Genomic DNA, 23,690 nt, shown 5'->3' with positions numbered 1-23,690 from the left:
ATATTTTAGGAAAACATAAAACCCCTGCTTAAAAAGGAGAAGACAATGGAACAATTATATATTTTCGGAACGGGAAATGCAGCCGTAACCAATTGTTATAATACCTGTTTTGCCATAAAAAAGGGCGATGAGTATTTTATGACCGATGCCGGAGGCGGGAATGGGATTCTTGGCATATTAAATGATATGAATGTGGACTTATCCCGCATACACCATATCTTTGTCAGTCACGAGCATACAGACCATATTCTGGGCGTGGTATGGATGGTACGTTTTATAGGAGCCAGAATGAAATCTGACCAATATGAAGGAGATTTACAGATTTACTGCCACGAAAGACTGGTTCCGGTCATTGATACCCTCTGCCGCCTGACCCTTCAGGGCAAATTTTATGAGCTGATCGGCAAACGGATCCGCTTACAGGCAGTTGCCGACGGTGAGACCCGGAATATCCTTGGAAATGAGGTGACCTTTTTCGATATCCACTCCACCAAAGCAGAACAGTACGGTTTTACCACAGAGCTGGAAAACGGAAAACGCCTTACCTTCTGCGGGGACGAGCCTTATCGTGAAGCCTGCTCCGCGTACGTAAAAGACTGCAGCTGGCTCCTTCATGAAGCCTTTTGCCTGTATGAGGACAGAGAGAGATTTAAGCCCTACGAAAAGCACCACAGCACCGTAAAGGATGCCTGTCAGCTTGCAGAAGAGCTCAAGGCGGAACATCTGATTCTCTGGCATACGGAGGATTCAGACCTGGCTCACCGGAAAGAACGCTATCTGAAAGAAGGAACTCCCTTCTTCAACGGAACGCTTTTTGTTCCGGATGATGGAGAAATCATTCCCCTTACCCCATAAAGCGCCCCCGTTGTGCCCCTCGTCCCCTGCCATGCATATGATATAACAATAGAAAAGGAAAAGGAGTTTCTCATATGAGCTGCCCAGACAACTTTACCCCCTACCGGGATGTGAACTGCAGAGACCTGGCAATTTTTTACGATGCAACCAAAGAGTTAAGGGGCACAACCTATAAGCCCTATCTGGTGGCCACACAGGAAACCAAGGGGGGAATTCATTTCCGTTTTATCTGCAATTCCACCTATATGACCCGCCCTCCCAAGAATGCGATCACGATGGTATCCATTTACAAGCCATTTTGCAGGGATAAAGATAAAGACAAAGACAAAGCCTTCGTAACAAATATCTGTAAAATGGGCTGCTATAAGTGATCAAACCAAATCATTGATAACTGTTTTTATTTTCTCTCCCGTTTTCCATATGGGAGTTTGAGAATGCTTCATATAAAAAGGGGGCTTAAAGCCCCCCTCTTTCATCGGTGTTTCTAAAAAGCCAGACGATAGATGTCGATCATCTCCGGTTTACCAAGGACCTTGATTCCGGGCAGGGTCCTGGTCCCATGGAAGGAACATTTCTCCGCCATCACTTCAAAATCTTCTTCCTTTATGGCTGCATCCAGTTCTCTTAAGCTGACAGGCATGGAAAGACTCTGAAAGAATTCTTCCAGGCGTCTGATTCCGTTTAATGCGGTTTTTACAGGATCTTCAAAATTCATATCCACATGCAGCACACGAACCGCAAGCTGGGCAAAACGCATAGGATCTGCTTCGCATACATATCTGGCCCAGGAACAAAAAAGGGAGGACAGTCCGGCTCCATGTGCAATGGAAGGATAAAGCCCGGAAAGCTCATGTTCCATCTGGTGAACCTGCATCATATAATCTCTGCCAAGTCCGGTCAGGTCATTATGAGACAGGCTTCCGGCCCACATAAGCGTAGCTCTTGCATCATAATTCTCAGGCTCTTGATCTGCCACAGCGCCGGCTTCCATAACAGAAGTCAGCAGTCCTTCGGCAATTCGGTCTGTCAGAGGCGTATTCTTTGTGGTACCGCCCAAATACCGCTCCAGTGTATGCATCATAATATCTACGGTTCCGCAGCCTGTCTGAAACTTGCTGACGGAAAAAGTCAGTTCCGGATTTAAGATGGCAAACAGCGGCCGGTGCGTCGGACTGTTAAAGCCACGTTTATAACCTCCCTCCTCATTGGTAATGACACAGGATAAGCTTGTCTCACTTCCTGATGCGGACAGGGTTAAAATGTTACCGTGAGGAAGAGCTTTTTTCGGCACCGCTTCCTTTAAGAAGAATTTCCACGGGTCAATGTCAGGATTTAAGGTTCCGTCTGCAATGCACTTTGCGGAATCCAGGACGCTTCCGCCTCCAACGGCAAGAATAAAATCAATCCCTTCTTTTCTGCAAAGTTCGATTCCTTCCTTTGCAAGGGAAAGGGTCGGATTTGGTTTTACTCCGCCAAGCAGCACATATTCTATTCCATGTTCCTTTAACGATTCCGTAACCTGATCCAGAAGACCGGTCTTTTTCACACTGCCGCCGCCAAAATGGACCAGTATCTTTTTAAACCCGTATTCTTTAATCACTGCTCCGACCTCTTTGTGGGTGCCGCGGCCAAATAGCACTCTTGTAGGTACACAATACTCAAAATTATTCATTCAAACCCTCACTTTCCGGTACAGAATAATATCCTTTTCTTCCATACCAATTCCATACTTCAATTATAACATGAACCTCTTTAAATTCCAACTGGAAGGAGGACTCCTGTTTTCGTCATATTCTACACACCTTCCGCATATCTTATATGGGAAAGCCTTAAAGAGCTGCTTTCCCTTTTCACTTGTATGTCTTAAGGAATGACAAGGAGAACACTTATGAACCGATTCAAAAAAAGCCTGAAACACTCTGAAATATCCCGGCATCACAAAATTATTTACATAGAAGTCATTATTCTGACCTTTCTTCTGGTTTCTCTTTTTTTCCTATCCCCAAACGGGAGGTTCTCGTTTCCGGTCACGAACCAGGACGGAAACGCCAGTTCCTCAAATGCAAAAAAGTATATTAAATGGGTGGATTTCAATGTAACTTCCAAAGCAATGCAGGAAGCATTCCGATATGATGTCAATACCTGCCAGTCAGAGCCGCACTTAAACTGGGTGGACTTACTGGCCTATCTGGGCGCCAAATACGGCGGAGACTTTTCCCGTTATTCCACCAAGGATTTAGACGCGTTGGCGGAACAGCTTTTATCAGGGAAGACCATGGCAGAGCTGACAGAAAAAATGAAGTATTATTCCTACTACCGGGAAGCCTACGGCGCCATTCTTGATGGTCTTGTAGGTACTTATGAGATTCAGATTCCCTCGGAAAATGCTCCTCTTTATGCAACGCCTGCCCTGCTTCCAGACGGCTCCGTGGACCCGGATAAGGTATGGGTTAAGAAATACGGATTAAAGGGCTTTTCTCCTCTTGCAAAGGGATTTCCCTACAGCGATTTTGATGATTTCGGCGTAGCAAGGTCCTACGGCTATAAACGGCAGCATCTGGGGCATGATATGATGGGTCAGGTGGGAACTCCGGTCATTGCAGTGGAAAGCGGATACGTGGAAGCCCTTGGCTGGAACCAGTACGGCGGCTGGCGGATCGGAATCCGGAGTTTTGACGGGAAACGGTATTATTATTACGCACATCTAAGAAAAAATTACCCTTATCATAAAACTTTAAAACAAGGCAGCATCGTCACAGCCGGAGATGTTATCGGTTATCTGGGCCGTACCGGTTACAGCCGGACGGAAAATACCAATAATATCAACCAGTCCCACCTTCATTTCGGACTTCAGCTTATTTTTGATGAATCCCAAAAGGAGGGAAACAATGAGATCTGGGTCAGCTGCTATGAGCTGACAAAATTCCTGTCCATGAACCGTTCGGAAACGCTGAAAAATCAGGAAACAAAGGAATATAACCGGGTCTATGATATGAGAGACCCCGGCATCCCGGAGAATTTCACACCTCCCCAGCCTGTGCCGGAAGAAACAGAGGCCGCCATAACAGAAGGACTGAAGCAGTAACTGCTTCAGTCCTTTTTATTAAAATCTCAGATTGGGGACAGAGGGTGAATAAACAGCCCGCTGCGAAGCTTTGGCTCAAACCAGGTGGATTTGGGAGGCATTAAAAGTCCTGCATCGGCTACAGAAAACAACTCCTCAATAGAAGTAGGGACCATGGAAAATGCCACTGCCATGTCCTCTCTGCACCGTTTTTCAAGCTCCTTCAATCCACGGATTCCGCCGATGAAATCGATTCTCTTATCCGTTCTTGGATCTTCGATTCCCAGAACCGGAGCAAGAAGCTGGTCCTGAAGAATGGAAACATCAAGCCCCTTTACCGGGTCCTTGGATCTATATGCTTCTTTTATGGTCAGACGGTACCACTTCTGGTTCAAATACATACCAAAGGTTCCCTTTTCAACAGGAGCATAGGCTTCTTCTCCGATCTCTTCCACCAGAAATGCCTCTTCCGCCTTCTTTAGATACGCTTCCTCAGAAAGTCCGTTTAAATCCTTTACCACACGGTTATAGGGCATGATCATCAACTGGTCATCCGGGAATAAAACGGAAAGGAAAAAGTTAAAGGGTTCCTTACCGGTATATCCCGGATTCTCTTCCCGGCGCTTAAATCCTACCTTTACTGCAGAAGCGGCTCTGTGATGGCCATCAGCAATATAGGTGGCCGGAATTCCAAGAAATGCTTTTTCGATCTCACATACCGTCTTCTGTTCTGCAATGCGCCATACCCTGTGGGTGACTCCGTCCTCAGCAGTAAAGTCATATAATGGACGTTCTGCCGTAACCTCTGCCACCAGCCGGTTGATGGCTTCCTTTGAGCGGTAAGCCAGGAAGATGGGGCCGGTCTGGGCATCTGTGGTATCCACATGGCGAATGCGGTCCAGTTCTTTCTGTTCTCTCGTGTTTTCGTGCTTTTTGATGATTCCTTCGGCGTAATCATCGATGGAGGAGCAGGCCACGATTCCGGTCTGGCTCCTTCCATCCATGATCAGTTCATAGATATAGTAAGCCTCCGCAGGGTCCTTTTGTAATGTCCCATCGCTGATCCAGCTTTTTAACATCTGATTTGCCTTTTCATAAACACGGCTGTCATACGTATCCACATCATCAGAAAACTGGGTCTCCGGACGGTCGATGTTTAAAAATGATCTGGGATTTCCTGCTGTTACTTCACAAGCCTCTTTGCGGTTGTAAACATCATAAGGAAGAGCAGCTACCAGATGAGCACAGGATTCCTCCGGCCTTACACATTGAAATGGTTTTACAATAGCCATAATATCTCCTTTATTTGATTACCCGCACCCGCAGCACGCCTTTGATGGCGTTAAGCTTCTGAATGCTCATGGCATCAGGGGCATTTTCAAGGTCAAGCAGGGTGTATGCATATTTTTCACGGCTCTTGTTGGTCATATCTGAAATATTTACATTACCTGCTGCAAGGGTTCCTGTGATCTGTCCGATCATGTTTGGAATGTTTAAATGAAGCACAGCGATACGGCTGGCTGCCTTACAGATTCCCATATCACAGGCAGGGAAATTCACTGAGTTGCGGATGTTGCCGTTTTCGATGTAATCCATAAGCTCTTTCACCGCCATCTTTGCGCAGTTATCCTCAGATTCTTCGGTAGAAGCCCCAAGGTGAGGGATTACGATGGCACCGTCTAAGTGAACAGACTTTGGATTGGGGAAATCGGTTACATATTTTTTGACCTTCCCTGATTTTAATGCCTCAGCCATATCATCTTCATTGACCAGAATGTCCCTGGCAAAGTTTAATACCACAACGCCGTCCTTCATCATGTCAAAGGCAGCTTTATTGATCATTCCTTTTGTACTGTCCATCAGGGGAACATGGACGGTGATATAATCACACTCCCTGTAAATGGTATCCACAGAGGTGATATGCCGGATATCTCTGGAAAGTCCCCAGGCAGCCGTAACGGAAATAAACGGATCGTATCCGTAAACTTCCATTCCCAGAGAGGAGCATGCATTGGCTACTTCCGCACCGATGGCACCAAGGCCAATGACACCAAGCTTTTTCCCTTTGATCTCATGTCCGCCAAATGCCTTTTTTGCTTTTTCCACAGACTTTGCAATATTTTCATCATCCTTGTTTGCCTTGCACCACTCGATGCCTCCTGTGATATCACGGGAAGCCAGTAAAAGACCTGCAAGAACCAGTTCCTTTACTCCGTTTGCATTGGCTCCAGGAGTGTTAAATACCACAATACCCTCTGCCGCACAGCCATCAAGGGGAATGTTGTTGACGCCTGCACCGGCTCTTGCGATGGCCAAAAGTCCTTCCGGCAGTTCCATCTCATGCATGGAGGCGCTTCGGACCAGAACTCCTTCGGCTTCTTTGATATCATCTGTAAGCGCATATTCTTCTGTCAATAATGCGGTTCCGCAAGGGGAAATCTCATTTAAGCAATGAATCTTTTTCATAATACCGGTCTCCTTCCCGTCTGTTTATTTGGCGTGCTTTTCTTCAAAGTCCTTCATAAAGGCAACTAACTTCTCTACACCTTCTGTCGGCATGGCATTATAGATGCTGGCACGCATACCGCCTACGGTTCTATGTCCCTTCAGGTTCTCAAAACCTGCTGCCTTGGATTCCTTTACAAAAAGCGCATCAAGTGCTTCATCTCCAGTCACAAAAGGTACATTCATAAGAGAACGGTCCTTCTTTACTACAGTTCCCTTAAAAAGACTGCTCTGATCCAGGAAATCGTAAAGAATGGCTGCTTTCTTTTCATTGATCTCCTTCATGGCCTCAAGCCCACCTAAATTCTTTAACCATTTAAACACCTTTCCGCATATGTAAATCCCATAAGCCGGCGGAGTGTTATAAAGGGAAGCAGCATCTGCATGGGTCTTGTAGCGCAGCATGGTGGGAGTTCCTGGAAGTACGTCTTCCGTAATTAAATCTTCCCGGATAATGACAACAACCACACCGGCAGGTCCCACGTTTTTCTGGGCACCTGCGAAAATCAGACCGTATTTTGAAACATCGACAGGTTCGGATAAAAAACAGGAGGAGAGATCGGCAACCAGTGTCTTTCCCTTTGTGTCAGGAAGGGTCTTATATTTAGTCCCGTAAATGGTATTATTTTCACAGATATATACGTAATCCGCATCCTCAGAGATGGGCAGATCGGAAACATCCGGAATATAACTGAAGGTCTTGTCGGCACTCGATGCGACCGCATTGGCTTTTCCATAAAGCGATGCTTCCTGGTACGCCTTTTTTGCCCATTGTCCGGTGATGACAAAATCGCCGACACGGTTCTTAAATAAATTCATCGGAACCATGGCAAACTGCTGGGATGCACCTCCCTGCAGAAACAATACCTTGTAATTATCCGGTATTTCCATTAACTCCCTGAGATCCGCTTCTGCTTCGCCAATGATAGTCTCGAACATCTTGGACCGGTGGCTCATCTCCATGACGGACATTCCACAGCCTCTGTAATCCATCATTTCTTCTGCGGCTTCTTTCAGGACTTCTTCCGGCAGAACTGCTGGTCCTGCGGAAAAGTTTAACACTCTGCTCATATCTCTTCCTCCTCATAATTTTAGCTGTCTGCTAAATCTTTAGATCTTCTGCGTCAAATACATTCTCAATAGGCGCCCCCGGGGATACCATGGGGAATACTTTATCATCACAATGGATCTGACAATCTATAACAACAGGAACATTCAGGGCTATCGCTTCCCTAAGCACCGGCTCAAATTCTTCTTTGGCGGTGATCCGGTAAGCTTTCGCTCCCATTCCTTCTGCTATCTTAACAAAATCTACCTGGTCATTCAATTCCGTATGGGAATACCGTTTTCCATAGTACAGCGTCTGCCACTGCCGTACCATTCCAAGTACATGATTGTTTAAAATCACCTGAATGATGGGGATGTTATAACGGGTGGCGGTAGCGATCTCATTAAAATTCATCCGGAAGCATCCGTCACCGGCTACGTTAATGACCACCTTATCCTTCACTCCTATTTTGGCTCCTATGGAAGCCCCCAATCCGTAACCCATGGTGCCAAGGCCACCGGAGGTAATAAAGCTTCTTGGATATTTATACTGGTAGAACTGGGCTGCCCACATCTGATGCTGCCCTACTTCGGTACAGATGACTGCATCTCCGCCGGTTATCTCATAAATTTTTTCTATGATATAGGGTCCGGTCAGAATGCTCTTTTCATACCTCATCGGATACATATCCTTCATCCGGTCGATATGGGCAATCCACTCCTCATGATTCATAGGATCCAGACGGGCGTTGAGCTTCCTCAGTATGGATTTTACATCTCCGATCACGCTGGCATGGGTCTTTACATTTTTATTGATCTCCGCCGGGTCTACATCGAACTGAAGGATCTTGGCATTTCTGGCAAAACTGGAGGCTTTGCCGACTACCCGGTCACTGAATCTGGCCCCGATTACGATCAAAAGATCGCATTCGGTAATTCCCAGATTGGAGGTCTTTGTTCCATGCATTCCCACCATACCGGTGTAGAGTTCATCCGTTCCGTCAAAAGCACCTTTGCCCATAAGGCTGTCTGCAACCGGAGCCTGGATCTTATGGGCAAAGGAATAAAGTTCTTCCGCTGCTCCTGAGATCACAGCTCCGCCGCCTGCAAAAATATAAGGTTTCTCAGATTTACGGATCAGGTTCAAAGCTGCTTCAATAGCTTCTTCGGTTATGGTATCTTCCTGCCGAATGATGGGTGCCGGTTCCTGATATTCATAGTCACAGGTGGCTGCCGTTACATCTTTTGTAATATCTACAAGCACCGGGCCTGGTCTTCCTGTCTGTGCGATTACAAATGCTCTGCGGATAACATCCGCCAGCTTTGTAATATCCTTTACAATGAAATTATACTTTGTAATCGGCATGGTCACGCCTGTAATATCCACCTCCTGAAAGCTGTCACGTCCAAGTAACCCAAGGGCTACGTTGCAGGTGATGGCTACCATCGGGATAGAATCCATATAGGCTGTGGCGATTCCGGTTACAAGGTTTGTAGCTCCAGGTCCTGAGGTGGCCATACAGACCCCCACTTTTCCTGTGGCTCTGGCGTATCCGTCTGCCGCGTGGGACGCCCCCTGTTCATGGGCGGTAAGGATATGGTTGATTTCATCCTGATGCTTATAAAGAGCATCATATATATTCAGAATGGAGCCTCCCGGATATCCAAAAACCGTATCCACCTGCTGCTCTTTTAAGCATTCTATTACAATTTCCGCTCCTGTCAATGTCTTCATAGGCTGCTCCTTTTTTTATATTTCAAGAATTGCTCCACGGCTGGCAGGGGCCGCCATGGCTGCATACCGGGCAAGATATCCGGTGGTTACTGCAGGCTTTCTTGGCTTCCATCTTTCCTTTCTGGCTGCCAGTTCTTCCTCTGATACGTTTACATCAAGCCGGTGGTTATCAATATCAATGGAAATGATATCTCCCTCTTCCACCAGAGCAATGGGGCCTCCCACGGCTGCTTCGGGACAGGCATGGCCGATGGAAGCGCCTCTGGAGGCGCCGCTGAAACGGCCATCCGTGATGAGAGCTACGGTAGAACCAAGTCCCATACCGGCGATGGCTGAGGTAGGATTTAACATCTCCCTCATACCAGGACCTCCCTTAGGGCCTTCATAACGGATCACGACTACATCTCCTGCCACGATCTTTCCGCCTTTGATCGCTTCAATGGCATCTTCCTCACAGTCAAAGACCCGTGCAGGACCTTCATGCTTTAACATCTCAGGCGCAACGGCAGAGCGCTTGACAACGGCAGAATCCGGAGCCAGATTGCCCTTTAAGATGGCGATTCCGCCGGTACTGCTGTATGGATTTTCCACAGGACGGATCACTTCCGGATTCTTATTTACACACCCGCGGATATTTTCTCCTACCGTCTTACCTGTTACGGTGATACAGTCCAGCTCCAGAAGTCCAAGCTTGCTGATCTCATTCATAACCGCATAGATCCCGCCTGCTTCATGCAAATCTTCTATATAAGTAGGGCCTGCCGGAGCCAGATGGCAAAGGTTTGGAGTCTTTGCACTGATCTCATTGGCGATCTCAAGATTCAAATCAATTCCTGCTTCATGGGCTATGGCTGGAAGGTGCAGCATACTGTTGGTGCTGCAGCCCAGTGCCATATCCATGGTCAGGGCATTCATAAATGCTTTCTTAGTCATAATGTCACGGGGACGGATATTCTTTTTCAGCATATCCATTACCGCCATTCCGGCATGCTTTGCCAGAGACAGACGCTGGGAGTAAACTGCCGGAATGGTTCCGTTTCCGCGCAGCCCCATGCCTAAAACCTCGGTAAGGCAGTTCATGCTGTTGGCAGTATACATACCGGAACAGGAACCGCAGGTGGGACATGCATTCTGCTCAAATTCCTTTACATCCTCCTCGGTCATGTTGCCTGCGGTATAAGCACCCACCGCTTCAAACATGCTGGAAAGACTGGTTTTATGTCCGTGCACACGCCCAGCTAACATTGGTCCGCCGCTGACGAACACTGTGGGTACATTAACGCGGGCTGCCGCCATTAAAAGTCCGGGAACATTCTTATCACAATTGGGGATCATAACCAAAGCGTCAAAGGCGTGTGCTCTGGCCAGACATTCCGTGGAATCCGCAACTAAATCTCTGGTCACCAGGGAATATTTCATACCGATATGGCCCATAGCAATTCCGTCACAGACTGCAATGGCAGGTACCATAACCGGGTTTCCGCCTGCCATGGCAACGCCCATCTTGACGGCATTGGTGATCTTATCAAGGTTCATATGGCCCGGTACGATTTCATTATAGGAACTGACGATTCCAATCAAAGGCTTCTCCATCTCTTCCTCTGTCATTCCCAGTGCATGAAACAGGGAACGATGAGGTGCCTGCTGCATTCCTTTTTTCACTGAATCACTCTTCATCTGCTGCACACTCCTTCTTTTAGTCTTAGTTTTCTGATTATATGGAAATCCGGGAGCGGTCAAGAACCACAGGTCTTTTTCCGCTTCCGGCAATAATTAACATTTATTTTCCGATCTGATCTGCGATCAGATCTCCCATCTCCGTGGTAGATACTTTTTTACAGCCTTCTGAGAAAATATCTGCGGTCCGGTATCCTTCCTTTAATACTGCCTCCACCGCTTTCTCCATGGACTCCGCTTCCTTATCCAGATCAAAGGAATAACGGAGCATCATAGCCGCCGAAAGAATAGTGGCTATGGGGTTTGCTATATTTTTTCCTGCAATATCCGGTGCGGAACCATGACTTGGCTCATACATTCCGAATTTGCTTTCATTCATACTGGCCGAAGAGAGCATCCCGATGGACCCGGTAATCATACTGGCTTCATCCGATAAAATATCTCCAAACATATTCTCTGTAAGGATCACATCGAACTGTCCCGGATTCATCACAAGCTGCATAGCACAGTTATCTACCAGCATATGGCTCAATGTGACCTCCGGATAATCCTTTGCCACCTCTTCCACCACCTTACGCCAAAGCCTTGAGGAGTCCAGCACATTGGCTTTATCCACGCTGACCACTTTTTTTCTGCGCTTCATGGCGATATCAAACGCTTTGACGGCAATTCTGCGGATTTCAATTTCATTATAGGTAAGTGTATCCACGGCAGTCAGAACCCCATCCACTTCTTTGGTGGAACGCTCTCCGAAATACAGCCCGCCTGTCAGCTCCCGCATGATCACCATGTCAAAACCGTCTCCGATAATCTCTTCTTTTAAGGGGCAGGCAGCCGCCAGTTCTTTATAAAGGTAGGCAGGTCTTATATTTGCAAATAAATTAAGACCCTTGCGGATGGACAGCAGCCCCGCTTCAGGTCTGAGATTCGGTGCCACATCGTACCATTTTGAATTTCCTACATCTCCGCCGACTGCGCCAAGGAGAACGGAATCACTATTTTTTGCTGTTTTAAGAGCTTCATCTGTTAATGGAACTCCATGCGTATCAATGGAAATGCCGCCCATCAATACTTCGGTATATTGAAATTTATGACCGTATACGCTTCCCACTTTATCAAGGACCTTCCTGGCTTCTCCAATGATTTCAGGCCCGATTCCGTCACCGGGAATCACTGCAATGTTGTAATTCATCTCGTCCTCTCCCTCTATGCCACTGTACTATGCTAATATATTTCTTCTCATAATAGAACATTTATCGAGATTTTTCAACTAAAATAAAATAATTTTACTGGAAACATATATATAAGATTGGAATTGATACTATAAATTAAGGTTATGAAAGAGAAATATCCCTGCCTGCACTTCCAAAACCACAGCGGCTTTGGAAGGCGCAGACAAGGATATTTCAGAGATGTTTTTTCCTGTTCTGTTATTATTTTACACCTGTTTATCTACATTCAGGCATTTATCAATGGCGGCTTTATCGATCTCGTTGATGTTGGAAGAATCTTTCGTGCGGGTATAGTAACTGCTTAAATCCTGGTTCAGGGAACCTACGGTAAGCTGAAAGGTTTCTTCTTTCCCGTTCTTTTCATAGGTATAAGTGATTTCAGCAACAGGCTTATCAAGGCCGTAGCCTGCAAGCTCATCCGCCTGTACCTTATAGTTGGCGCAGCGCTTCACCGTCAGACTGCTCAGGGAATCAGCCAGAACATTCAAAGGGGAATTGTCCTTAAGCTTATGATCCGGTGAATCAGCAGAATCTCTATACCATTCAACCGTTCCGTTTTTATCGTCCGGTTTCTTTTTCACAAAATGATTCGTTTTCCCGTTTTCTGTTACCGTAATGGTCTTGATGTCTGTTCCTGCTATGGCAGGGAATTCTTCTAAGGCCATGAAGTCATCAAGACTGCCGTCCGTCTCACTGTAAAGGGAAGAACTGATGAGATAGGGCGTGGTCTCTCCTTCCAGAACCGCATAATAATTTCCGTCCTCTGTGCCATTTCCAAGAAGAATCGTGGAGTTTTTCCCGTCCTTTGCAGTCACTTCGATTCTTCGGATTGGTTTATCCAGTCCATAGGAGCTGAGGGGGTCCCCTCCCTCCAGCTTTCTAAGAGCTTCCAGCTTTGAGACGGTGGTGGCAAGGGATTCCAGCTTTGTCTGTTTTACTGGAAACAGTTCATCGCTGTCATAGTTCCAGACTCCGTCTTTTTTGGTAAAGGACAGCTCTTTTCCGTCTTTTTCATAGGAAACTGCAGTCACGTCTGTAAGGTCCGTCATATAGATTTTATCTGCTTCCTTTTTCTGGTTCTCTTTTTTCTCGCTATGGTCCAGATAGACTGTTGTCCCTGCATAAACAAAGCACAGGACCACCAGAGCAAATACTCCATAGAAAAGGCCCTTTTTCTTTTTCATGGTCATGCCTCCTTTTAGAGCCGTCTGCGCTTGAGCCAGATGAACAGGCCAACGCCAAGAGTGATCACAGGAATCACGAAAATAAACAGGATTCCCCACCAGCCGCCGCGGGTTACGGTGTTGTAGGCTACATCAAGGCTTTTAGCCGGAATGGATACGTTTGCCACATCGTCAAAATTGGCAGTCACTGTATTCATGAAAAGGCTTAGGTTTGTCAGATTGGTAAAGCTGGTATTTAAGCCTTCATCGATCAGAGACGGCGTACTTAATACGGTCAACCGGGCGGAACCGGAATCCAGGGTCTTTACTGCTACTGCTCCTAAAATATAGGTTCCGGGAGTTTTCTTATCTGCCGTTACCAGCATGCCCTTATCACTTGTTTCCATAAAAGGAGTCACGGTCACCCCTTCCGGCAGTGTCTTTAACTGGGTCATGGCTGCAGACTGGAGAACAAGAGAGGCACTTTGGGTATCAATGCCCTTTGTCACTTCATTGCCTGCAGGAATGGTCGGGAATATATAGTAAGGATTGTTCTGGTAAAAATTCTTTGTATCGGCAGCGAGACCGTTTTCCAGATTCAGCCCGTACTCGTTCATCAATTCATTTAAATTGGGGCGTTCCTTTTCTGAATATCCAGCGAGGATCATCACGTTTTTGCCTTTTCCCAAATATTCAGAAATCATCTTTTTTTCATCGTCTGCCAGATCGGATTCCGGTGCATTTAACAGAAGAAGTTCACAATCCTGGGGAATGCTTCCTTTTTTCAGCAGATTTAAGGAGGTTACGGTCAGATTGGACTTTTTCAGCATATCGGACACAGTGGCTCCAAGGGCAGCTTCCCCGTGGCCTTCGGTCACATAAACCTTTTTCTCCACGTCATTGATCACATGGGAAATGGCGCTGGTCAGCTGGCCTTCTCCGTCAAACTGGGATTCCTGAGACTGCCCGGTATAATAATAGGATGATTCATCCATTTTGATGATGCTTGTAAAGGGTATGGATTCTGTTTTATTGGTTGCCTGACAGCTTACGAACAGGGCATCGTCCTTTGCTTTTAACTGGTTCACCTTATCCGGGTGAAGGACAGAGTCCACGGTTTCCACCTTGATATGGGAAGATAAATCTTCATAACGTTTTACAAAGCTGGTGATCCGCTTATCCACAGCAGACGGGTCCCCCACCACATAAATGGTAATATCTTTATCAAGTCCTTTTAAAAGATCCTTTGTGGTCTGCGAAAGGGTATAGATCTGGCTGCTGCTCATATCCCATTGCCGCACCTTTTCCGGGAGACGGCCTATAATCATATTCAGTATCACTACGGCTGCGATGACGATTACAGATAGTATCGCCGTGTAGCCGCCTTTTTTTAATTTTCTGGTCATTTCCATCCTCCTAACTCCATCTGCGTTTTTCTATGGACTGCACGGTCAAGAATATCAGCAGGAATATGATGCTTATATAGGACACAAGGCCTCCCGCATCAAAGATGTAATGACTGGCAAAATTCTGGAATACATCGGTAACAGCCACTTTTTCCAGCACGCGGATAAGCGCCCGGTCAAAAAGGCCTCTCTTTATAAAGTAAATTCCCACGATACCAATCAGGCCCACAGCCTCTAAAACAGCAGCAAGCAGATTATGGCTGGTGACCCGATGTACGATAAATACGGCAAGGGTCCACAAGATCAGGAAACCAATGGCAGAGCCTGATGCACTGGCAGGAAGAAAGCCAACAAGACTGGGCCACAAAAGGAGTAGCAAAATAACGCCGAAGGTTCCAACAGCAGCAATGATCTGGCTTTCCGTTAAGGAGGAAATAAACATTCCAATAGCAATATACACACAGCCCAGCAGGAAAAAGGCCAGCATGGAAGCATAATCTGCCTTTAAGTGGGCGGTGCCGTTCATCTTGATGATCAGCGGGCAGACACTTGTAAGCAGAATTGGTACTGCAAAAACAGTTACCATGGATAAGTATTTCCCCAGAACTACTTTTGTAACGGTAACCGGGGCGGTCAAGAGCAGCTGGTCGGTCTTTGTCTTTCTGTCATCCGCAAAGCTTCTCATCGTAAGTACTGGAATACCGATCATGATGATGGTCACCATGCCCGAAAGGGTATAGGAGAAATACGGATACCCGCTCATCATGTTATATGCCATAAAATAGATCCCGATAAACAGCACCACGAAAGCAATAAATACGTATCCTGTCATGGACTGGAAATGGGATTTTAATTCTCGTCGATAGATTGCACTCATTCTGCCTTCTCCCCCTCTTCATGTTCTTCCTGGGAAACCGGATCAGACCCGGTTTCAGGAACTGCTCCGGCCGTCTCTTCTTCTGCTTCTGAAGTCAATTCCAGGAACACTTCTTCCAAAGATGCTTTCTGGGACTGCATGGATAATATGGGAAGTCTCTTATCCGCAAAAGCAAAGAAAATCTTCTCCCGGATATCCTCACCGTCTTCTTTTTCTGCACCGCTTAAGTGAAAGGAGACCTTCTCAATTCCTTCTTCTCCGCTTTCCTTTACCATGACCTCTGAAATCTGGGGAATGGAATCAAGGATGTCTATAATCTCCTCTTTTGCCCCTTTAACCAGAAGTTCCATTCCAGAGGCCCCTGCCATCTGACGCTCCAGGTTCTCCGGCGTATCACTGGCGATCAGCCTGCCCCTGTCAATGATCAGGATATGGTCACACACGGCACTGACTTCGGATAAAATATGGGAGCTTAAGATCACGGTATGATTCTTGCCAAGCTCCCGGATGGTGTCCCGGATCTCAATGATCTGCTTGGGATCAAGGCCTACGGTCGGCTCATCCAGGACGATGACGGGCGGAAATCCCAATACTGCCTGTGCCAGCCCCACGCGCTGCCGGTAGCCCTTTGACAGGTTACGGATCAGACGGCCTTTTACATCCGAGAGTTTCGCAAGTTCCATAACTTTTAAAACAGCCTGCTCCCTTTCTCCTTTTGGTATTTTCTTTAACTCTGCAGCAAAAAAAAGCTGCTCTTTTACGGTCATATCCACATATAACGGGGGAAGTTCGGGCAGATAGCCAATGCATCTTTTGGCTTCCTCCGGCTCTTCCAGAATATTATGGCCATTGATCAGCACGTCACCCTCTGTCGCACCGATATAACCGGTCATAATGTTCATTGTGGTTGATTTACCGGCACCGTTCGGCCCCAGAAAGCCATAGATCTGACCGTCTTCGATGGTAAAGCTCAAATGGTCTACGGCCAGATGGCCGCCGTAATCTTTTACCAGGTTTTTGACTTCAATCAACGCTCTCTCCTCCTGTTCTTTTTCGCATGAATGCGTTCTTATCTAGATTAGAAGGGAATTGTGAAAAATGTGTGATATAATTTTGTTGATTGTGTGATAAAAGTATGAAATGTTTCGACAAGATCTGCAGATCACTGGAGGTTTTCATATATGTTAGTAAATCACAAGAAATAACGAAAAAAGGCAGCAGAACTGTAATTGTCTGCTGCCTGGGAAAAGTATGTATTTCAGGTCATTCATGATCCGCTTACCGATACGGAAGGAATAGAATTCTTGGACTTCCCCCCATTTACCTTGTAATAGAACATATACTGCTGCAAAATACCAGCATATCCCTGATACCGTTCCAAAGGAAATCCCTGTGGATAATGGCACTCCAGAATCTGCTTTACATGAGTATCCACGGGAAAAGCACCTACATGATGCAGGCCGAACAGACAGATACAGTCCGCCACCTTTTTCCCAATGCCGTATTGACTTTTCAGCATTTCATGGGCTTCTTTATATTCTGCGGTCTTCAGTCTCTCAAGCCATGCGTTTCCTTCCCGGCTGCTGCAGAACTCTGCCATAGACAGAATATACTTATCCCTGTATCCCAGTCCCATGGAAGCAAGTCCTGAAAGACCGGCCTCTTTGATGGCTTCCGGTCTGGGAAATGTCTCATAGGAACGTTCTGTCTCAATCAGGCTGTTATCAGGCAAAACTGCAAACCCCACCCCGGATCTTCTTTCCCCCAGCAGGGAACAGAGTTTTTCCACACTCCCTCTGATCCGGGTGATGTTGTTGTTCTGGGATATCAAAAAAGTGATGATCATTTCCCATAAATCCTGTTTTAGAATCCGGACTCCCCAGCCCCATTTCATGGCTTCCCTTAAGTAAGCATCTTCAGAAGCCACATGGCTTTTATAGCCTCCGTAATCGGTCTGCAAGTCGAAATAACCGGACCAGATGCGGTAAAAATCAGTTTCTGTGCAGGAAAAAAGAAAGCGGTCCCCCTCCTTCACTGCTTCTACATAGTTCTCATCCGCCGCTATGGTAAAGATGTCCCTATGTTCCTGCCTTTTTCCAATACGGAAGCACTGGCCGGAACGGGCAATCTGTTCTAAGTCCATATCGTTGATCTTTATCCGGTACATAATATACCTCTTTCCAATTGAATATCCTGTTATGTAAGTGGCTGCCCCTCATTGAGATGAGACAAAAATTCCCTTAACCGTTCAACATCTCCGTCAGCAAAGCAGTATCCGTCCATGCCGCATGCCTTGCCGCCTTCAATGTTCATAGGCAGGTCATCGATAAAAAAGCATTCCTCCGGCTTCAGATGAAAGCGTTCAAACAGATGGAGGTACATCTCCTTCTGAGGTTTTATGCATTTTACCTCTGCGGAAAATAATATCCCATCAAAACAATCGATTCCGGGAATCATCTGGTAGCAGGACAGAAGGCGCACAGAGGCATTGGAGCACAGATAAATTCCATAGCCCCGGCTCTTAAGCTCTCTTACCAGATCTCCCATGTCCTCCCTCGGCTGCATGTTATATTCATGCCAATGGTTAAAGCAAAGAGCTGCCATTTCCTTTGCATGGTCTGTTTCCAGGCGGGCCTGCATTCTCTTTAAAGCCTCTTCTTCCGTCAGCAGCCCCATGTCCAGGAACAACCACTCCTGAGACTCAAAGACAGTGGCTGTCACTGCCTTTCGCTCCGCCTCATCTTCGATAAAAATCCGGCAGACTCTGTCTCCCTCATAGTCAACAAGCACTCTTCCCATATCAAATACAATATTTTTAATCATTGGCTTTCTCCTGTAGTCATTCATTCCTTTTGGCAGTTAGTAGCTTCTTAATCTGTCACTGCCATCATCCTTTGTGTTTTCCAGTCGCTTTATCACCACATAATACCCGGTGGTTTCATCGACCTTTACATATACCCGGTCCCCTGCCTTATGTCCCAGAATAGCGCTTCCCAGAGGAGACTCTGAGCTTATGAGCCCTTTCATGGAATTGCCCCGGACCGTAGTGACCAGTTTATAGGTTTCCACTTCGTCATCATCCTCAAAGTACAGATCTACCGTATTGTAAAGCCCTACCTCGTCATCTCCGGATTCATCGGAGATGACCTGGGCTGTCTTTATCATACGCTCCAGATAGCGGATCCTGCTTTCATTCTGGTTCTTATCCTTTTTTGCCGCATGATATTCAAAGTTTTCACTTAGGTCGCCATGAGCTCTCGCCTCTTTGACGGCTTCCAGTGCTTCCTTACGAACCACCAGTTTGCGGTATTCGATCTCTTCCTTCATCTTTTTGATATCATTTTCCGTTAGCTTATCAAACACGTTCCCTCTTCCCTTTTCCTTCCGGCGTTTTACCTGACGGCTTCTTCTCATAACGGGACAAAAGCCGGTCTAAATAAATGGATTTTAACTGCTCGCTTGCCAGTGCCTGCTTTAGAGGCGGAAGCTTTAAGATCGCTGCGAACAGCGCTGCCATTGCCCGGTGATTTGCAAATGCCTGATTGTCAAAAATCAGATTCTGCAAAGTCCCCTTTTCAATGGCCTGCAGCACGAACCGGTGGGTGCTGTTGACCGGTGTGATGATCTGCTTTGGTCTCCGCTTCAGTTCAATGGCTTTCACCCCGCAGTTTCTGGCACAGACTCCGCATCCCAAACAGATTTCTTCATCCACAACAGCCTTTTTCTTTCCGCCATCCCCTTCTTCCATGGAGATTGCGAGAACGGGACAGACCTTGGCACATTTCCCGCACCCCACACAGGTTTCTTCTGAAACATGGGGGAGATAATTGGTGGTTGCAACGGGCTGCATGGGGCTGAACTTTCTGGCCGCCTGCAATGCCTCGCAGCAGCATCCGCAGCAGTTGCAGATAAAAGCCGGGTGCTCCCGGACATTTTCTCCGATCTGGACCAGATTGCTGGCATAAGACCGCTCCAGAGCATCGAGGGCCTCCGCTTTGGAAATCAGCCTGGTATAGTCTCCATGCTCGGAAAGAGAACGGGCAACATTGTCAAAGGTCAGGCAAACATCCCAGGGTGCATCGATCTCACAGGGATGTCCCGCATGAGACATCTTATGCCGGCAGTAGCATAAACCAAGTCCGATATACTCTGCCTCTTCAACGATATGTGTGGCCCTTTCATAATCCAGGATATGGTTGGTCTTATCATTGGTCAGTACCGGTTCCTGGACATAGACCCGTCCCAGTTTTGTCTCTGTTGCAAAGAACAGGTCTTTAATAAAGTCCTCTTCCACATTCATGTACTGATAATAAAGCTCGCCTAAGTATTTCTGGTCAATGTCTCCTCTTGTCCTCATCAGCGCAAATTCAATAAAGCCTGCCATAGGCGGCGGCATAACGAATTTACGCACTCCATTGTGCCAGGAATCCACCAAAAGGGCTTTTTCGCACAGATGCTCCAACAGCCTTTCCGCACGGTATTCCGTTGTTCCCCAGATCTTAGCGGCCTTCTTTGCCGTAAATGGACGTACCGGAAGAAGTGCCACCCATTTGGCCTCTTTTTCCGAATATAAAACCTGAAGAATCTTATAAAGCGTCTCTGACGGAGGCGCCCCTTGTGTAAACCAGTTGATGCGGTCACTTAGATTCAAGTAAGCATCGCGGGTTGTCAGATGCCCCATATTTCATTCCTTCTTTCAGACTAATTTTTCAGCAATGACTTCAATACGCCCGTTGGCTGTCCCCACGCGGCGGTATGATTTTACACAAAGTCCGCACGACTGTGCCAGCGTATTTATACCTTCCTCTGTAAAACAGACCTCCTGTGTCTCCCGTCTCCAGATCGGCGTCCCCTTTTTTTCAAGAATCTTAAGGGATTTATCCAGATCCATACCGTCAAACCACAGGACTCCGTCTTCTGCCAGATATTCTGCCGCTCCGGCCAGAACAGCTTTGACATCTCTGGATTTTGGAAATTCCTCCAGGATCACCACGGAATACTTCTCTATTTCCTTCCGTTCCCTGAATTCCTCCAAAGAGATCGCGCTTAAGGGGTATCCTGCCTTTTCTGCCTCTTTATATAATTGACTTCTTTCCCCGCCGATAAACAGCATGGCTCCTTCTGTACGAAATTTTCCAATATCAGCCAAAAGACGTTCGCAGCCTGCCTTTGTCCGGCGGTGACCCTTTTTATCTTTAAAAAATCTGCCTTCTTCCTTTGCAAGATAGTAATTTCCGCAATCTTTGCATTTCATATAAACACGGACCGGTTTCAGTACACTTTCTTCCTTTGTTCCTCCTTCCACATAGACCGCGGCACCGTAATGAGGCCCCCCTTTTCCGCCACAGACAGGACATGTCTCCAATTCTTCTGTCATTAAATTGCGGATCTCCTTTAGGGTGGAAAAGTACCATCGGTACAGTCTGTCTTTAAATTCCCGGTCATAGACAAACAGCCAGTTCTTTATGACTTCTGCCATCCACCTTGTCTCATGGATCACGGTTTTGTCCGCCTGCATCTCCTTAAGATTCCCTGCCAGAGACATAAGCCCTAAGACAGTATCTTCCTTCAGACGTTCGTTTTTCCGATTGGACATAAGGTGTTCCATACCTTCCACCACGCTGCTGCATAAGTTCACCATTATCACCAGCTGATTCATTCTGTCTGTTGTCATAACCATTCCCTTTCTTTGATTTCGGACCTCGTCCATGCATACCTTATTATATTATCATTTTTAAAGGGGGAAATGCAAGTCACAATCCGGGAATCTGTTTGTCGACAATCAGTGAGGGTGTCACTCCATCACCTTATTTTGGTGATTTTGCGACACCCTCTATCTGTATTCTTACCTACTTATAATTCTTATCAAGATCATTAAATAGCTTTAAATTTAATTTTTCATAATCATTAAAAACACTATCGTCAAAATCTTCCGGCGTAATAGAAGGTTCATACCATAATTGTCCTTTAAAATAGTTATTTAAATCTTCATTCTTAAATATATACCCATGTTTTGCATAAATTTCATTTTTTGCCAAATGTATAATCAATAAAGGAACGTTTTCAAAATCCTGTTTCTTATAATATTTCATATCTGAATAATATAAAGGTTCTACAACATTAGCAACATCCCCTACTTCACGGACATTTTCCATATATTCCAATACTTCCTCATAAAATGAACACCTCTCGCGATACGGTCTTCTTTCTTCTATAGCTGCAAGCATTTTATCTTCAGGCCACTGAGAATAATATCTGTTATATACCGCATTATGTAAATCCTGTTCTGACATCTCAGACGCCGGTTCTTCCTTTTTCACGTCTTTATCTGCTTTTTCCAACTGATATACTCCTGAAATGCCAAAACCTGACAGGTTATTATCATCCATTTTATAGTTCTTTACTTCTATACGAATTGTATCATCCAGAAACTGTATGTGCAGAGTCCCTTTACCTCCCCACCCATCATCCGTAAATTCGTAGTAACACTCATTATCTTTAATTTTTCCATTAATGTTATCAATTTCTGCTATACGTTCACTGGTACCCTGCTGAGAAAATAAATATCCATTCAACTCAGTTTTGTTTGTAATGCTTACAGTAAATTCAGATCCGCCATCAGATATGACCATGTCATGGCTGATATCCCCCTCTGTCCAAAGGCCTGAATATATCTCATAACTTTCATTTTCAGTATTTGTATTTTCCGTGGTACTGTTCTCATTTACCACTTGTCCTTGAGTGTCTGAATCTATTTCTTCTGTTTGAGTAGTTTCTTCCTTCTCCAAACTGCCGCCGTTTGTTTTCCCACATCCAGTCATTATAAGACAAATGCAAACTATAAATATTAAATATTTCTTTCTCATATAAATTACCTTCTAATATAATTGATTATGAATTCAAAGGTACATCATGGATTGCAGTAAATTTCTTTCTAATCATTATTTATCATCTTCCTTTTTCTTCAGTTCCCGCAGAATTATCCACATCTTGTATTTCATACATCGCAATAAACAACTTTCAAAAAACACCTAAAATCTAAGGAATCTCCCTCCTTTTTGATGTAGAATTAAACCACCACAAAATAATCTACTAAACAAAAAATAGGAGAATTCTCTATGGTTCATTTTACATCAAATACTTACACTTTGAAACGTGAAATTTTAAACTTTTTAAATAAAATTTCTCGCGGCCTTTCCAAATCTATTAGAAAATTTACTGCCGATATTACATATGGTATGCTTGCAGCTAAAAGCTGTCTCCTGACCGACATCGTTGATCAACTTCATGAAAATTCAAAAAAAATCAATAGCGACGAAAAAAACGACACCAGAACAAAGTCTGGTGTCATATATGAAAATTCAGCTTAATTTACTTGTTATATCCTGGCTCGCCTCATGCAGCAGCTCTACAAAGCGGTCACGGTCTTCAATCCTTAGCCTTGTATCAGGACCTACGATCGCAAGACTTGCATAAATCTGACCTAAGGAATTAAATACGGGAACTCCAAAGCCAACCGCTCCCAGGTCGTATTCACTGGAAGAGACCGCATACCGGTTTTCTCTGATTTCCTGAATTTCCCTTAACAAAGCCTCTTTTTCCTCTTCCCCTGAAAGCGTATCCAAAACGGTTTTTATGACACGCTCATTTTCAAAGGCCAGTATGGCTTTGCTGGATGCCCCTACATTCAGCTTTAACAAACGGTCGTTTTCTGCTACAAAACGGATGATGTATTTGGATGATACACTTTTGATGCATTTACTGTAAATATCCGTCCTTATGGATAGAATCGACGTCTCCCGGCTTTCCTCCGTTATCTTTTCCAGCCATGGGTTGGCAATGAGAGCCAGCTCCTTGTCCAGCTTATCATGTATGTTCCTGGACAGGCTCAAAAGGCTGGAGCCAAGACCTATATTATTCCTGGAATGCCGCTCCACAAAGCCTTTGGCTTCAAGGGTCTGCAACAGGCGGTAGGTTGTGCTTTCCGGAACATTTAAGTATTCTGCAATCTTTTCTACGGATAAATAATCATCGCTTTTTCCAAGTGCAGTCAATATGTCTAACGCATTGGACACGGTTTGTAAATGTGACACAATCATCACCTTCTCTGTTTGTTTTTTTCATACTCA

22 protein-coding genes are annotated in these 23,690 nt (G+C 45.6%); 4 read left to right on the top strand and 18 right to left on the bottom strand.

What is annotated here, in order from left to right:
* The first annotated feature begins 45 nt into the window (after nt 1-45).
* Both ACLTWA_RS15445 and ACLTWA_RS15440 read left to right on the top strand, forming a co-directional pair.
* Nucleotides 46-855, top strand: coding sequence for an MBL fold metallo-hydrolase (locus tag ACLTWA_RS15445; RefSeq protein ID WP_412328788.1), 810 nt, complete (start codon nt 46-48; stop codon nt 853-855).
* 74 nt (nt 856-929) lie between these two features.
* Nucleotides 930-1,226, top strand: coding sequence for a hypothetical protein (locus ACLTWA_RS15440; protein WP_412328787.1), 297 nt, complete (start codon nt 930-932; stop codon nt 1,224-1,226).
* 113 nt (nt 1,227-1,339) lie between these two features.
* Here ACLTWA_RS15440 and ACLTWA_RS15435 read toward each other — a convergent pair whose 3' ends face one another.
* Nucleotides 1,340-2,527, bottom strand: coding sequence for an iron-containing alcohol dehydrogenase (locus ACLTWA_RS15435; RefSeq protein ID WP_412328786.1), 1,188 nt, complete (start codon nt 2,525-2,527; stop codon nt 1,340-1,342).
* 216 nt (nt 2,528-2,743) lie between these two features.
* Between ACLTWA_RS15435 and ACLTWA_RS15430 the strand changes: the two genes are divergently transcribed.
* Complete coding sequence (locus ACLTWA_RS15430; RefSeq protein ID WP_412328785.1) at nt 2,744-3,940, top strand: M23 family metallopeptidase; 1,197 nt, start codon at nt 2,744-2,746, stop codon at nt 3,938-3,940.
* 26 nt (nt 3,941-3,966) lie between these two features.
* Here the strand turns inward: ACLTWA_RS15430 and ACLTWA_RS15425 are convergent, their stop codons facing one another.
* The 16 genes from ACLTWA_RS15425 to ACLTWA_RS15350 form a co-directional block, all read right to left on the bottom strand.
* On the bottom strand, nt 3,967-5,211 hold the full coding sequence (locus ACLTWA_RS15425) for a DUF1015 domain-containing protein (RefSeq protein ID WP_412328784.1): 1,245 nt from the start codon (nt 5,209-5,211) through the stop codon (nt 3,967-3,969).
* 10 nt (nt 5,212-5,221) lie between these two features.
* Nucleotides 5,222-6,385 carry a phosphoglycerate dehydrogenase gene (locus ACLTWA_RS15420; protein WP_412328783.1) on the bottom strand — a complete coding sequence of 388 codons (1,164 nt, stop codon included), beginning with the start codon at nt 6,383-6,385 and terminating at the stop codon, nt 5,222-5,224.
* 24 nt (nt 6,386-6,409) lie between these two features.
* Complete coding sequence (gene serC, locus ACLTWA_RS15415; protein WP_412328782.1) at nt 6,410-7,495, bottom strand: 3-phosphoserine/phosphohydroxythreonine transaminase; 1,086 nt, start codon at nt 7,493-7,495, stop codon at nt 6,410-6,412.
* 31 nt (nt 7,496-7,526) lie between these two features.
* Nucleotides 7,527-9,206 (bottom strand): biosynthetic-type acetolactate synthase large subunit, encoded by a 1,680-nt coding sequence (ilvB, locus tag ACLTWA_RS15410; RefSeq protein WP_412328781.1) that lies wholly within the window; start codon nt 9,204-9,206, stop codon nt 7,527-7,529.
* A gap of 15 nt (nt 9,207-9,221) precedes the next feature.
* Nucleotides 9,222-10,883, bottom strand: coding sequence for a dihydroxy-acid dehydratase (ilvD, locus tag ACLTWA_RS15405; RefSeq protein ID WP_412328780.1), 1,662 nt, complete (start codon nt 10,881-10,883; stop codon nt 9,222-9,224).
* A 103-nt stretch (nt 10,884-10,986) separates the two neighbouring features.
* Complete coding sequence (gene leuB, locus ACLTWA_RS15400; RefSeq protein WP_412328779.1) at nt 10,987-12,075, bottom strand: 3-isopropylmalate dehydrogenase; 1,089 nt, start codon at nt 12,073-12,075, stop codon at nt 10,987-10,989.
* A 246-nt stretch (nt 12,076-12,321) separates the two neighbouring features.
* Entirely contained in the window at nt 12,322-13,299 is a 978-nt protein-coding gene (locus tag ACLTWA_RS15395; protein WP_412328778.1) for a DUF4340 domain-containing protein, read from the bottom strand.
* Nucleotides 13,300-13,313: 14 nt separating this feature from the next.
* Nucleotides 13,314-14,684: a Gldg family protein gene (locus tag ACLTWA_RS15390; RefSeq protein ID WP_412328777.1), complete on the bottom strand. Its 1,371-nt coding sequence runs from the start codon at nt 14,682-14,684 to the stop codon at nt 13,314-13,316.
* A gap of 10 nt (nt 14,685-14,694) precedes the next feature.
* A complete protein-coding gene (locus tag ACLTWA_RS15385; RefSeq protein ID WP_412328776.1) occupies nt 14,695-15,561 on the bottom strand; it encodes an ABC transporter permease subunit in 867 nt (288 codons plus the stop codon).
* A complete protein-coding gene (locus tag ACLTWA_RS15380) occupies nt 15,558-16,592 on the bottom strand; it encodes an ABC transporter ATP-binding protein (protein ID WP_412328775.1) in 1,035 nt (344 codons plus the stop codon). The genes ACLTWA_RS15385 and ACLTWA_RS15380 overlap by 4 nt, the downstream gene beginning before the upstream one ends.
* A 236-nt stretch (nt 16,593-16,828) precedes the next feature.
* Nucleotides 16,829-17,728 carry a DNA glycosylase gene (locus tag ACLTWA_RS15375; RefSeq protein WP_412328774.1) on the bottom strand — a complete coding sequence of 300 codons (900 nt, stop codon included), beginning with the start codon at nt 17,726-17,728 and terminating at the stop codon, nt 16,829-16,831.
* A gap of 29 nt (nt 17,729-17,757) precedes the next feature.
* Nucleotides 17,758-18,384 (bottom strand): HAD family hydrolase, encoded by a 627-nt coding sequence (locus ACLTWA_RS15370; protein WP_412328773.1) that lies wholly within the window; start codon nt 18,382-18,384, stop codon nt 17,758-17,760.
* A 36-nt stretch (nt 18,385-18,420) separates the two neighbouring features.
* Nucleotides 18,421-18,924, bottom strand: a complete 504-nt coding sequence (greA, locus tag ACLTWA_RS15365) for a transcription elongation factor GreA (RefSeq protein WP_412328772.1) — start codon at nt 18,922-18,924, stop codon at nt 18,421-18,423.
* Nucleotides 18,917-20,242, bottom strand: coding sequence for a 4Fe-4S dicluster domain-containing protein (locus ACLTWA_RS15360; RefSeq protein ID WP_412328771.1), 1,326 nt, complete (start codon nt 20,240-20,242; stop codon nt 18,917-18,919). Before ACLTWA_RS15360 ends, greA begins: the two co-directional genes overlap by 8 nt.
* 15 nt (nt 20,243-20,257) lie before the next feature.
* Complete coding sequence (locus ACLTWA_RS15355; RefSeq protein WP_412328770.1) at nt 20,258-21,235, bottom strand: hypothetical protein; 978 nt, start codon at nt 21,233-21,235, stop codon at nt 20,258-20,260.
* Nucleotides 21,236-21,410: 175 nt separating this feature from the next.
* A complete protein-coding gene (locus ACLTWA_RS15350; RefSeq protein WP_412328769.1) occupies nt 21,411-22,427 on the bottom strand; it encodes a YARHG domain-containing protein in 1,017 nt (338 codons plus the stop codon).
* Nucleotides 22,428-22,679: 252 nt separating this feature from the next.
* On the opposite strand from ACLTWA_RS15350, the gene ACLTWA_RS15345 reads away from it, so the two are divergent.
* Nucleotides 22,680-22,931 (top strand): hypothetical protein, encoded by a 252-nt coding sequence (locus ACLTWA_RS15345; protein WP_412328768.1) that lies wholly within the window; start codon nt 22,680-22,682, stop codon nt 22,929-22,931.
* Here the strand turns inward: ACLTWA_RS15345 and ACLTWA_RS15340 are convergent.
* The gene (locus tag ACLTWA_RS15340; RefSeq protein WP_412328767.1) at nt 22,923-23,654 is read right to left on the bottom strand and encodes an IclR family transcriptional regulator; all 732 of its coding nucleotides are present in this window, start codon (nt 23,652-23,654) and stop codon (nt 22,923-22,925) included. The genes ACLTWA_RS15345 and ACLTWA_RS15340 overlap by 9 nt on opposite strands.
* Nucleotides 23,655-23,690 lie beyond the last annotated feature (36 nt).

This window comes from Lacrimispora sp. (assembly GCF_046972725.1).
GTDB lineage: Bacteria > Bacillota > Clostridia > Lachnospirales > Lachnospiraceae > Lacrimispora.
The sequence above is the reverse complement of the archived record's forward strand: the minus strand, read 5'-3'. Positions and strand labels throughout refer to the sequence as shown.